9 protein-coding genes and 1 pseudogene are annotated in these 12,889 nt (G+C 37.2%); all 10 read left to right on the top strand.

From position 1 onward, the window contains the following. Positions 1–546: 546 nt before the first annotated feature. Positions 547–1,764 (top strand): annotated as a pseudogene (locus Tanf_RS00390) (cysteine peptidase family C39 domain-containing protein); the annotation flags it as partial. A 305-nt stretch (positions 1,765–2,069) separates the two neighbouring features. Next, positions 2,070–3,032: a TraB/GumN family protein gene (locus Tanf_RS00385; protein ID WP_074453286.1), complete on the top strand. Its 963-nt coding sequence runs from the start codon at positions 2,070–2,072 to the stop codon at positions 3,030–3,032. A 184-nt stretch (positions 3,033–3,216) separates the two neighbouring features. Then, positions 3,217–4,188, top strand: a complete 972-nt coding sequence (locus Tanf_RS00380; RefSeq protein WP_046824499.1) for a TraB/GumN family protein — start codon at positions 3,217–3,219, stop codon at positions 4,186–4,188. A gap of 183 nt (positions 4,189–4,371) precedes the next feature. After that, a complete protein-coding gene (locus tag Tanf_RS00375) occupies positions 4,372–5,028 on the top strand; it encodes a lanthionine synthetase LanC family protein (protein WP_140230589.1) in 657 nt (218 codons plus the stop codon). After that, the gene (locus Tanf_RS00370; RefSeq protein ID WP_080561750.1) at positions 4,992–6,239 is read left to right on the top strand and encodes a TIGR04157 family glycosyltransferase; all 1,248 of its coding nucleotides are present in this window, start codon (positions 4,992–4,994) and stop codon (positions 6,237–6,239) included. The genes Tanf_RS00375 and Tanf_RS00370 overlap by 37 nt, the downstream gene beginning before the upstream one ends. A 37-nt stretch (positions 6,240–6,276) precedes the next feature. Then, on the top strand, positions 6,277–7,206 hold the full coding sequence (locus Tanf_RS00365; RefSeq protein WP_080948509.1) for a LytTR family DNA-binding domain-containing protein: 930 nt from the start codon (positions 6,277–6,279) through the stop codon (positions 7,204–7,206). A gap of 300 nt (positions 7,207–7,506) precedes the next feature. Further along, positions 7,507–7,671, top strand: a complete 165-nt coding sequence (locus Tanf_RS15965; RefSeq protein WP_201774566.1) for a class I lanthipeptide — start codon at positions 7,507–7,509, stop codon at positions 7,669–7,671. Between the two features lie 361 nt (positions 7,672–8,032). Further along, a complete protein-coding gene (locus Tanf_RS00360; RefSeq protein ID WP_046824497.1) occupies positions 8,033–9,223 on the top strand; it encodes a lanthionine synthetase C family protein in 1,191 nt (396 codons plus the stop codon). 23 nt (positions 9,224–9,246) lie between these two features. Then, entirely contained in the window at positions 9,247–9,621 is a 375-nt protein-coding gene (locus tag Tanf_RS00355; protein ID WP_041590499.1) for a hypothetical protein, read from the top strand. Positions 9,622–9,859: 238 nt separating this feature from the next. After that, on the top strand, positions 9,860–12,130 hold the full coding sequence (locus tag Tanf_RS00350) for a S41 family peptidase (protein ID WP_046824496.1): 2,271 nt from the start codon (positions 9,860–9,862) through the stop codon (positions 12,128–12,130). Positions 12,131–12,889: the final 759 nt, after the last annotated feature.

The raw sequence follows: 12,889 nt of genomic DNA, 5'->3' as shown, positions 1-12,889 counted from the left end.
AATTTTCCTAACATAATTCGCAGGGTTTTATTCTGTAAAGATACAAATTCCTGCAAATATATGCAACTGTTTTCAATATTATTTTGTTGAATCACAAAATATTAAGCAAATATTAAGGAGCGACTATTTATACAAATGGCTTGAGAGGGAGAATAGGAGTGTAAAGTTTTTATATTTACGTTGTTCTGATAAGTAATTCAAGAAAATTACTTTTAATGACAATAATTCTCGGATCCCAATGTATTTTCCAGTATTAGCATCAATGATAAGTGTGTTGGAGGTTGAAAATTGGCTATTAATTATAAAATTTTTCCAAGTATAATTTCTTTAATAGTGTGTAAATTTCATTTTTTGCTAATTTGCTTATGTGTGGTGCGATAGTCCTGGTGGTGAGAATGTTAAAGGTTGGATAAGATATTCCAAGGGAATTTATGTCTATATATTCGCAATAAACACTTTCTGTTTTGTTATTTATTGTGATAGCTTTATTATCCTCAATCGAATTCTGAACCTTTATATAGCAATTAAATTTGTGTGATTTAATGTATGTTGATATTATTTCCGTATTCTCTTCAACTAGACTCCATAGATTGCGGTCCAACCTGCTTGCGCATGATAGCCAAGCACTATGGCAGGTACTACAGTCTGAAAACCCTTCGTCAACATTCGTTTATTACACGTGAAGGAGTTTCCATATTGGGTATAAGCGATGCGGCAGAATATATCGGCTTTCGTACATCAGGAGTTATGATTTCGTTCGAACAGTTTGTCGAAGAAGCCCCGTTGCCCTGCATCGTACACTGGAATCAGAACCATTTTGTGGTGGTTTACAATATAAAGAAGAATAAAAAAGGCGGATATCGAATTTATGTGGCCGATCCGGCACTAGGATTAGTAACCTACGACGAAGCCGATTTAAAAAAATGCTGGCTGAGTACAAAGAAAGAGAACGAAGATAAAGGAGCTGCTCTGCTTCTACAACCCGGACCGGAGTTTTACGATCGCGAGGATGAAAAAGAAAATCGCAATCGCAGTCTCCGGTATTTCCTTCGATACTTGAGACCTTATAGAAGTCAGCTTGTTCAACTAATACTGGGAATGGTTGTAGTGAGTATCCTGCAACTGATCTTCCCGTTTTTGACCCAGTCACTGGTGGATATCGGCATCTGTGACGGGAACCTGAGTTTTATCACGCTGATTCTGATTGCTCAACTCATTATTTTTATCGTCCGCCTTTCCGTGGAGTTTATCCGCAGCTGGATATTGCTGCATATGAATACACGGATAAACATCGCCTTGATTTCGGATTTTTTAGCCAAATTGATGAAATTGCCTCTTCGCTATTTCGACACAAAAATGACAGGTGATATCATGCAGCGTATCGGTGATCACGGACGTATCGAATCGTTTCTTACGGGCAATTCCATCAGTACGCTTTTTTCATTTGTCAACTTCTTTGTGTTCGCCATTGTGCTGGCTTATTATAATTTAGTTGTTCTTGGTATTTTTCTTGTCGGTAATGCTTTGTATGTGGTATGGATACTCTCTTTTATGGGGTATCGCCGCGAGTTGGATCACAGACGTTTTGCCCAATCCGCCGGAGAACAGAGTAATATCATACAGCTAATCACCGGCATGCAGGAAATCAAACTCAACAACTGTGAAAAACAAAAACGCTGGCAATGGGAACGTATCCAGGTAAAGCTGTTTAAGATTGGGGTGAAAGGATTGGCCGTGGGACAAGTGCAACAGGTCGGCTCGGTGATATTGTTCGAGAAGTGCATATATGAAAAAGTTAAATAAAGTTACTATGAGGCGTTTTTTCACTTGGGGAATTTGCATGTGTGGAAAATATATTCTAAATTCGCGACCGGATGTTTTATGGTAATATATATGCAGTTACAACATGAAAAAGTACACTTGCTTGAAAGAATTGCGAATCACTTGATAATAGAATCTTTCGCTGTTTACAGGTTTTCCCGGAAGTCTTTTATCCCTGTTTGCTTCCGATATAGAAAATGACAGGTGGGCTAAAATCCTTTTGTTATAATGACAAAAACACAGAAAAAATGAAGAGAATCTTAATTACCCTATTTTTACTTTCGTCCTTTTCAATAGGGATATGTTCGGCTCAATTAACACAAGAGGCCGAATTGAATAACAATGAAAACAGCTTGCTCTGGAGAATTTCGGGCAACGGTTTACAACATGATTCATATCTTTTGGGAACGATGCACAATGTTCATCGCACGTTCTTGGATACTATTTCGGGATTCAGAAAAGCTTTTAAAGAGGCTAAACAGGTGGCAGTAGAATGTGACTTCTATTATACAGCGGAGTCTAATAGAAGCTCTAAACCTAAAGAAGAACTAAAAGACTATATCTTTATGCCCCAAGATACGACCTATGCCATGCTTTACAACGGTGATGACTATCAGTTTGTCGATTCCATAATGAAAAAAGGCAACCGTCAATATTTCAAGTATAAACCGTTTTTTTGGAGTAATTTCTTCACCAAGATGGTAATATATGACAGCATCAAAAGCATACAGAGCACTATGGATGGATTTATTTTATTAATTGGATATCAAAATGATAAGAAAATCTATTTTATGGAAACTCTTGAAGATGTCGGTCGAAAAGTAACTGAATTTGATTCATTAGGGTATGTGGTGGACTTGCACGATCAGGCTAAAATGTTACAACACACATTAAAGCATCCCAATAGTATACGTTCTTTCGTGGATCAAATGAAGAAATATTATTTCAAACAAGCATTAACTCAGTTGTCGGTAGATTCTTTAACTAAACAGCTAAAACTTGAGGATACTCCGCAAATTGTACGTGATAGATTTAAATTTATGAATGATGTATTAATTGCTGGCCGAAACGAAGAATGGATGAGTAACATTATTCCGATGATTCATGAAGATTCTTCGCTAATCGCAGTCGGAGCAGGACATCTGATTGGCCCCGACGGATTAATTGCCAAGTTAAGGGATCGTGGGTATAAGGTTGAACCGATGAGATAAGGCTAAGTTATGAAAACAGTTGCGGTATGTAATTCCTGTATGCAAGATGTTGCTTGTGATAGTTTCTTTGATAAATTTCTCATCGATGAACATAAACTTACTGTATCTTTATTAGAAGTGCCTGATCCGGATTTTACGTCTTTATTCACCTCACATTTATTATAATGACAAAAATACAGAAAAAATGAAGAGAATCTTAATTACCCTATTTTTACTTTCGTCCTTTTCAATAGGGATTTGTTCGGCTCAATCAACACAAGAGGCCGAATTGAATAACAATGAAAACAGCTTACTTTGGAGAATTTCGGGCAACGGCTTACAAAATGATTCATATCTTTTGGGAACGATGCACAATGTTGGTCGCACGTTCTTGGATAGTATTTCGGGATTCAGAAAAGCTTTTAACGCGGCTAAGCAGGTGGCAATAGAATGTGATGCTTATGATTTGGATAATCAGGAAATAGATCTTGCTGAATATGTTTACATGCCCCAAGACAGTACTTATGCAACATTATATAGCGATAGTGACTTTCAGTTTGTCGATTCAATACTAAGAGAAGGGAATCCTCAATATTTCAAATACAAACCAATGTTCTGGTGTTCGTTCTTTATAAGTATGATAGCCTATCAAAATATTAGAGGAAAAGAGACGGGTATGGATCGATTTATTTTACTAATCGGGAAGCAAAATTACAAAAAGACACTCTTTATGGAAACCTTAGAGGAAGTAAATAAGAGAACCGCTTATTTGGATTCTCTTAGATATTCGATCAATCTGAAATACCAAGCCGCCTCTTTAAAAGCAATATTGCAATATCCTGAAACGTTTTCTGCTTCAATGAACCTTGCATCCAAATTATATAAAGAACAAAGCATGAGCGGTTTGATGGCTATTGATTCGCTGAATAAACAGAACATGAATTTTTCAGAGCTCGAAAACATTCAAAATGAAGAGAAACAACATTTCAAAAAAATGACGGAACACTTTTTTGAAATATTAGGCTCCAGACGCAATGAACAATGGATGAGTAACATTATTCCGATGATTCATGAAGAATCTTCGCTAATCGCGGTCGGAGCAGGACATCTGATTGGCCCCGACGGATTAATTGCCAAATTAAGAGAACGTGGGTATAAGGTTGAACCGATGAGATAAGGCTAAGTTATGAAAACCGTTGCGTAGGGGTGAAAGGATTGGCCTTGGGACAAGTGCAACAGGTCGGCTCAGTGATATTGTTCGGGAAGTGCATATATGAAAAAGTTAAATAAAGTCACTACGAGACATTTTTCACTTGGAAAATTTGCATGTATGGAAAGTATGTTCTAAATTTGTGATCGGATGTTTTATGGTAATTATGCTATGCAATTACAACATGAAAAAGTACACTTGCTTGAAAGAATTGCTAACCACCTGATAATAAATAGCAGTTTTTTGGATGACCTTGGATTATTCCACGGGAAGATGGGTATTGTGATTTTCTTTTACCATTATTCACGCTATACAAACAATCCGATTTACGAAGAATTTGCCGGGGAATTATTGGATGAGGTATATGAAGATATTCATAGAGGAATGTCATTCGATTTTGAGAACGGACTGTGCGGTATCGGCTGGGGAATCGAATATTTGCTGCAAAACGGTTATATAGAAGGTGATTCGGACGAGATATTGGAAGATATCGACCGAAAAATTATGGAGTATGATCCACGGCGTATCACCGATACAACCTTCCGTTCGGGCTTTCCCGGACTTTCATGTTATATCCGGACTCGTTTGAATTCACCATGCCGAAATCCGGATACTGTTCCTTTTGATGCGTTGTATTTGTCGGAATGGGAAAATATACCGGACAATTCGGAAGAATGGCAGGGGGCTACCGAGCAGATATTGATCCGTATATCAGGCACTTCTCCGCCGAATAAAAATATTACAGATGGGCCGCCGGGATTGGAAAACGGATGTGCCGGATACGGACTGAACATACTATTGAAATGATCCATGTGTATTTATTGAATGAGGGAAGCCGGGCTGCTGCATATGGCATAGGTACTTATGTTCGGCAGATGATGGAATGTCTACAAGGCTTGGAAACCGTTACATTGCATGTCGTTAACCTGTCTTCGGATGAAAAAGAGTCTGTCGTTAAAAATGAGAAGGAGGTCGAAATGTTTTATGTTCCTTCCATTCCACCAGTTTTCTCCGGATACAACAAACGATATATCCGGCATGCCTGGTTCTTGATACGTCAATTTATCCGTATAGAAAAAAATGATCGTTTGATATTTCATTTGAACTATTATCAGGAATATTCGCTTATACCATGTATACGAGAGGCATACCCCGATAGTCGCATCTTCTTTACCGTACATTTTCAGGAATGGTGTTTTCAGATATTTGGAAATACGACTTATTATAAAGAAATCCTTCATCGTAAGAAGGAGGAAACCCTTAAGACCGACAAAGAGCGAATGATATGCGATTTATACGACAAAGAGCAAATACTTTTTAAAGAAACAGATAAGGTTATCTGTTTAGCTCGATATACATATGCTCTTATGCGAGAAGAATATGGAATACCGGAAGAAAAACTTGTGTTGATCCATAACGGATTGAAAGACGAATACGTTCCGCTATCTCCGAAAGAACGTTTGAGTATAAGAAAAAAGCTCTTTTTTAAGGACAATGAAAAAATCATTCTGTTTGCAGGCCGGTTAGATGAAATAAAAGGATTGGATTACCTGATACAGGCATTTAAAATACTTTCGTCCCGTATGGAATGTCGTTTGGTGATTATCGGAGACGGAGATTATAATATCTATTTAAAAAAATGTAAAGGTTATTGGAATCGGATCACGTTTACAGGTCGTATAGAGAAGAAAGAATTGTATCGTTTTTATCAGATCGCGGATGTTGGCGTAATGCCTTCTTTTCATGAGCAGTGCAGTTATGTCGCGATTGAAATGATGATGTTCGATGTTCCGATGATTATATCGACAACAACAGGACTGAATGAAATGCTTGATGAGGACGAATGCAAAATAAGCATTGAGGAACAAGAAGATGGAGCAATCCTTTCGGTAGAAGAATTAGCCGGTAAGATCGAGCAGAAACTGCTGCAGAAGAATTGCGGATATAGGGAAATTTATCTTCAGAAATATGAGATATCCTCCATGAAACAAAATATAAGGAGCTTATATGAATCTTAAGTCGTAAAGAATTATATCTATTAAATACCTGTCAATTATGGATAACATGAAGAATTATTTTTGTTCCCCGGCAATGGATCGCTTGCTCAGTCAGCACATTCTTCGAGTAGACGAAATGCCCCATGTCGGTTTGTATGGCGGAAAATTAGGCTTGATCATTTTACTGTATCATTATGCACACTTCAATCGGAATAAGCCATATAAGGAGCTTGCAGACAGGCTAATGGAGTCATCCTTAGTCATCCCTTCGGACTTTTCATATCGATTTTCCGATGGACTGTCCGGTGTCGGTTGGGGACTTTTGCACTTGATGAGACAAGGCTTTGTGCAAATAGATGAGGATGTTTGGCATGAATTGGACAGGCGATTGATGAATCTTAACCGAATGCAAATACAGAAAGAAGATGCTATTGATGAGTTGGCCGGATTAATTTCTTATGTGGAAATTCGAGAAAAACACTTGTCTGATCGTGAACAGATGTCATCTTTTTCTCCGGATTTCGGGCTACTGATAAAGTCCCTAAAACAGAAGATCGGATATAAGGCGGTAGATGATGGTACTGTACTGCGAAACATTGCAGTGCATTTACAGAGAGAGAGACAACTAAAATTGACAAAAAGCAAAATGGTCTTTTATCCAACGCATATGGTTGTGAAACAAAATGACGGATATATCAAGCTAAAATATCGCGATATTTTGTCCTTGCGATGGGAACAGGGATATACGGTTATCCGCTTGCTGTCAGGCAAAGAACTATTAGAGGATCAATCATTAAAGGAAATAGAAACTTGTTTGCCGGAATATTTTTGTCGTATCAATAAAAAGTATATTCTAAATTTGTACCATATGCAAAGTGTCCGACATAAAAATGGAGAAATGATTGTGGTAATGCAATATGATGACGAATTGTATACTGTTGCTCGCCGACGGATGAGTGATTTTAAAAACAAGTGGTGCGGATTATAAAAACGATATAATGATATATTTTGAAAGGTATTTTCTATGGGGCGGTGAAAGTGCGCAATGAATAAGTGTCTTTTCAATTAGTCACTCGGTATTTCCGGATAAAGATAGCGTGTGTTTGTGTGGATTTATGAAACAGCAGTCAAGGGCAAATATACCGTTTATCGGAAAAAAACGACCGTTCGTTAGGAAAAATGCTACCGTTCGTTAGAAAAGCGGAGTATAAATTGGAGCAAGAAAGGGAGGATAATTATCTTTGCTCCCGACATATTAAAATTTTACCGTGATGAAAAAGTTGAAAAATTGTCTTTAAACAAAGAAGTTGTGACAAAACTTCAAAACGATGAGATGAAAAAATTGGGTGGAGGACATGTTACTTGGCTAACAATTAGTACCATTGGATTTACGAACACAATGGTGTCTTGTGATGGTTGTAGTATGGATGTGAATAAATGCACCTATGCATAATTCATAGGTATAGATATCCACATGGTTATTGCATAAAATCTGTTTACTAATGGGCTTTAATAATAAAACCAAACTATTTGTTAAAAACAAGAATGGGAGATTATTGACAATCTCCTCTTGTTTTTATAGGTGTATTTTTGACGATTGAAATGAAAAAGGTTGATTTTTTTTTAATTATTATAGATTAATGAGGCGAGGGTTGATTAAAAATAAGATAGATTATTTATATATGTCTCCATTTGGGGAGATTAATTTATTTGTTTTTTATTTGATTAAATATTGTAAAAAAATAAAATCTTATTTTGACAACATTAAATTTCCACGGTAGGAATATGTAAAAAAATAAGAAAATTATACGATTATGACAAATAAAAAAAACGGTATTGTTGATCAAAAAATAAACTTGATAGCAGAAGCTGTTTTTGGAAAAAAACAGCAAGGAAAAACTTTAGGTTTATATATGGGAGAATATGGTATTTTATTGTTTGTGTTTTACTATTTGAAATACTCTAAAAACAAAACACATATTTTATTGGTAGATAAATATGTTGAGACGTTAATCAATCGCCTTTCTGAGGAGATGCGATTATATACTTTTTGTGATGGTTTGACTGGAGTTTTATATTTGCTTGATATTATGCGTGATAATGATTTTTTGAGGGTGGATATAAGTAGAATTCAGCCAATATTGGATAAATATATTACTACATTAATGAGATATGATATTCAGCGTAATTATTATGATTTTATGCATGGAGCTTTGGGGGCTGGATTTTATTTTTTAAAAAGGGAAGATGCCATCGAATACATTTATGAATTGATAGATTTTCTGTATAATACAGCAATAAAAGATAAAAAATCTTGCTATTTTAAATGGGGTACAAGGATAATTAATGAAAAGAAGTCGGTGTATAATCTTGCTTTATCTCATGGTATTTCAAGTATTATTGTCTTTTTATCACGGGTTTTAGAAAAAGGTATTACAGATGGAAGGGTTGTAGACATGCTGATAGGCTCTGTTGATTATATATTATCACAACAATTTGATTCTTTACATTACGACTATTTTTTCCCCGATTTCGTATATAATGATGGGTTAAAAAATAACAAAAGAAGCCGCTTGGCATGGTGTTATGGTGATCTTGGGATTGGTATGGCCATATGGCAATCTGGGAAGATACTCAAAAATGAAGAATATAAAAAAGCAGGATTGAGAATTTTAATGGAGTCAACTAAACGTCGGAATTTAAAAGAAGAAGGAGTGTTGGACGCAGGTCTTTGTCATGGGAGTTCAGGAATTTCCATGATATTTCGTAGAATGTATATAGAAACTCAACAAAGAGAGTTTGCTGATGCTTGGGATTATTGGATAGAAAAAACGTTGAATTTTTCCATTTTTAATGATGGTCTAGCTGGATATAAAACATATGTACTGAATGGTTGGGAATGTGATTATTCACTATTAACTGGGATATCTGGAATAGGGCTTGCATTAATCTCATATATAGCTCAAGATGAGCAGAATTGGGATGAATTGTTTTTGCTGTCATAGATGGAATACATATTATATACGTAATGGAATACAATGAATGGTTAGAAGATGTAATTCGATTGGAATGTTTGTTGTTTGTAAAAACGGATATTTATCTGTTAGTAGAAAGAAAAAAAAGAAGTAAATGCCTCACCTTTAGTGAGAGAAAGCAGTTGTGTGTGGATGTTTTTGAGATTTTCCAGAGGTTAATTGGAGTCTTGCAAACATCGTGTCCGAAATTGACAAAGGAAGATATTCTTTTTTGTTGCCTCTTTAAAGTTGGGCAAGATTGCTCTTTTATAAATTGTTGCATGGGAAGCATAAGTCGTCCAGCATTTAATCAGCGGAGATATCGTATTAGAAAAAAAATGACACAAGCAAAAAGTGAAAAATTGTTTGAATTGATTTTTGGGGCTTAATGCAATGTTGTCCTAACTAGAGTTTGCTGAATAACGCATTTTGCCAATTAAACTATTGATTGTTAAGATAATATGAGCAATCAGTCAAAATTAAGCGACATGTTTAGAAAAATTTACATACAGCCCATTTCCTATATCCGACAAAGCTTTATTTGTGGTATAGAAAAGCATCTCAGAAACTATCTTTGTAGAATTAATTAAATAAGCTTTATTTAAAAGAATAAAACATGTAAGAGGTATGAGAGTGACACAATCTATATTCGTATTATTACTTTTGTTATCTATCAATGGGCAAGCCCAGCAGACGAGTTCATACAATTTGGATTTTGAAAAAGTCGAAGCCGGATTTCCTCAAGGCTGGTCCGGCTATGGCACAGGCAAACCTTCCAACTACAAAATTTCCTTGGATTCCGTCCATACGAGATCGGGGAAGTATGCCGTTTCCCTCGAATATGTTGGAGATAACCCGGATTCAGAAATAGGAATCCTGTTTTTTGTACCGAATACTTATCAGGGAAAAAAGATCACATTGTCGGGATATATCAAAAACAAAGAGGTAACAGATGGATTTTCTTCTTTATGGATGGGCATTGATCATCCGGATGGGAAAAACTTTGTTGCGTCCGGCACTGTAAAGAATGTAAACGAAACATCCGACTGGCAAAAATATGAGCTCACGTTGGATATGAATCCGGCCAATACCCGACAGTTTATACTAAGCGTCTCTTTATCGGGTGGCGGAAAAGTATGGTTCGATGATTTGAAGTTGACTGTAGACGGGAAGGACATAGAGGAGCTTACACCTTACGAAATTCCTCCTTTTGCCGCCGAAAGCGACAAGGAGTTCGACAAAGGCGCCATGATCGACTTTCCCGACCTGAATCAACAGAAGATAGACGACTTGGTTCTTTTGGGAAAGATATGGGGATTTCTGAAATATCATCATCCCGCCATCGCAAAAGGCGAATATAATTGGGACTACGAACTCTTTCGTTTTCTTCCTGATTATTTACAAGCGGATGATAACAAACAACGAGACCGTTTGATATCCGAGTGGATTGATAAACTCGGTTTTGTCCCGTTAAATACGATCGATCGCCCGGTTTTAGGGGAGGTATTTATAAAGCCCGATTTGACATGGGTCGAAAACAGCGATATGGACAACGATTTGAAAGAGAGACTTCGGTATATCTATCAAAACAGGCATTACGGACATCATTATTACGTGCTGATTGAACATTTCGGAAGTCCGCTGTTTTTGCACGAAAACAAGTATGAGCAAATGTCCGTTCCCGATGCCAGATTCCGACTATTGGCTTTGTATCGCTATTGGAATATGGTGCATTATTTTTATCCTTCCAAATATCTGACGGATAAAAAGTGGGATGAAGTACTTGCTGAGTACATCCCATACTTTATGGATATAAACGATCGATTAGGATACGAACGGACTGTTTTGCGGATGATTGCGGAGATACGCGATTCGCATGCGGCTAACTTGCTCGAAGGAGGCGATCAAATACGGCGGTCTGGGGGCCAGTGGAATTCTCCGATAAAAGTCCGTTTTGCGGAAGACAAATTAGTCGTTTCGGGATATCGGGCGTTGAGAGACACGGTACTGACTACCGAAGCGGCGGATAGCGTGATGGGGCTGAAAAAGGGAGATATCATTACTCATATTGACGGAAAGCCGGTTCAGGCCATCGTCGACAGTTTACGTATGTATTTTCCGGCATCGAACGAGCCGACCCGATTGAAAAATATGGAGTTTGAGATGCTTCGATCCAATCGGTCTGTTATTCGATTAAATTATCTCTCATCGGGAGAAAGCCGAAAAAAAGACATTCGTTTATTGCATCCTTACTATGTCGAATTTTATCCTAGTGATACGACTCGTTATACATTGATAGGCAAAAGAAAAGACATCGGATTTATTCGGGATGAGATTTTAAGAGAAGAGGATGTTCCCGTCATCCGGAAGGTGTTTGCACATACGAAAGGCATCGTAATCGATCTTCGGTGTCGCCCGGTTCTTGCAGGTCGAGCGTTAAGTTCATGGTTTGTCTCGTCTGAAACACCTTTCAGAAAATGCACGCGAGGAAATCCGAATCATCCCGGAGAGTTTTATTTTACGCCGTGCGATACGGTCTACCCGTCCAAAGGGCCTTCTTATAAAGGCAAAGTCGTTGTTCTTGTCGATGAAAACACATTAAGTGAAGGAGAATATCAGGCTATGATGTTTCGAGCCGGGCAAAACACGGTGATCCTCGGTAGCCAAACGTCCGGAGCAGATGGTAGAGTATCGGATATTTTTCTTCCCGGCGGAATAAAAACATGGATTTCAGGCTTTGGTGTTTATTATCCTGACGGAGGTCAGACCCAGCGTGTCGGTATTGTTCCGGATATTGAAGTCAAGCCCACTGTAAAAGGACTTGCCGAAGGACGTGACGAACTGCTCGAAAAAGCGATCGAGGTGGTTGAGAAGGAATATAAATCGAATGGGGCGTAATTATTTTATAATAATGTTGATAAGGTGGGGTTGGGTGTTTTGTTATATTCTATACAAAGAGTTTTCTAAGCCATAAATTCTTGGAATAGGACGACAATAAGAGGGGGATTTTAGTTCCTCTACCGTTCCAGTCAGTCAGGTTATCGTTGATTAGTTGCTCCACACCAGACTTTTTTTATTTGACGGTGCAATATTTTGGTAATGATGGGATAATCATTTCTTTTTTGTGAGAAGAATGCTGTCCAACCATGTCTGCATTGGTCTTTTTCCAGAACAATTCTGGCATTGTTGTATTAGTATATGTTTTGTTTTTTTAGAATTTTACAGTCTTTAATGACTTTGTTGCAACGGATAAATCCGTGAAAAACAATGATATATTTTGCCTGTAATAAAATATTAATTTTGCTATATTGCTGATTATTAAACGGCTGTTTTTTTTTTAGGTTGTTTTTTATATACACCTATATCTTTTGATAATCAGACGTCAACCGTTGCAACAAAGTCGTTTTTAATTATTAGATCGTTAAGGCTGGAATGTTTGCAAGAACTATCGCAACTTAACAATAGTTTTTAATGCAGTTGCTCTGTTGTGCTGCCAACAAAGCATTAGCAGGCATGCATCGAAAAAAAAGAGGGTATTGTTAAATTTATATAGTACTATTATCTTTGCTGAAAAAAAAACTATGGATTGTCCAAGATGTGGAAGCATAAATCATCGTAAAGATGGCATTGTCGGTGGTCGTCAGCGCCATTATTGTA

Origin of the sequence: Tannerella forsythia (assembly GCF_001006485.1) — a bacterium.
GTDB classification, from domain to species: domain Bacteria; phylum Bacteroidota; class Bacteroidia; order Bacteroidales; family Tannerellaceae; genus Tannerella; species Tannerella forsythia.
Note: the sequence above shows the minus strand (reverse complement) of the source record. Positions and strands in the feature narration are given on the sequence as shown.

Excerpts from the sequence above, each read along its gene's own strand:
- Tanf_RS00385 (WP_074453286.1), top strand. The coding sequence starts at position 2,070 with ATGAAGAGAATCTTAATTACCCTATTTTTACTTTCGTCCTTTTCAATA.
- Tanf_RS00380 (WP_046824499.1), top strand. The coding sequence starts at position 3,217 with ATGAAGAGAATCTTAATTACCCTATTTTTACTTTCGTCCTTTTCAATA.
- Tanf_RS00375 (WP_140230589.1), top strand. The coding sequence starts at position 4,372 with ATGTTTTATGGTAATTATGCTATGCAATTACAACATGAAAAAGTACAC.
- Tanf_RS00370 (WP_080561750.1), top strand. The coding sequence starts at position 4,992 with ATGTGCCGGATACGGACTGAACATACTATTGAAATGATCCATGTGTAT.
- Tanf_RS00365 (WP_080948509.1), top strand. The coding sequence starts at position 6,277 with ATGGATAACATGAAGAATTATTTTTGTTCCCCGGCAATGGATCGCTTG.
- Tanf_RS00360 (WP_046824497.1), top strand. The coding sequence starts at position 8,033 with ATGACAAATAAAAAAAACGGTATTGTTGATCAAAAAATAAACTTGATA.
- Tanf_RS00355 (WP_041590499.1), top strand. The coding sequence starts at position 9,247 with ATGGAATACAATGAATGGTTAGAAGATGTAATTCGATTGGAATGTTTG.
- Tanf_RS00350 (WP_046824496.1), top strand. The coding sequence starts at position 9,860 with ATGAGAGTGACACAATCTATATTCGTATTATTACTTTTGTTATCTATC.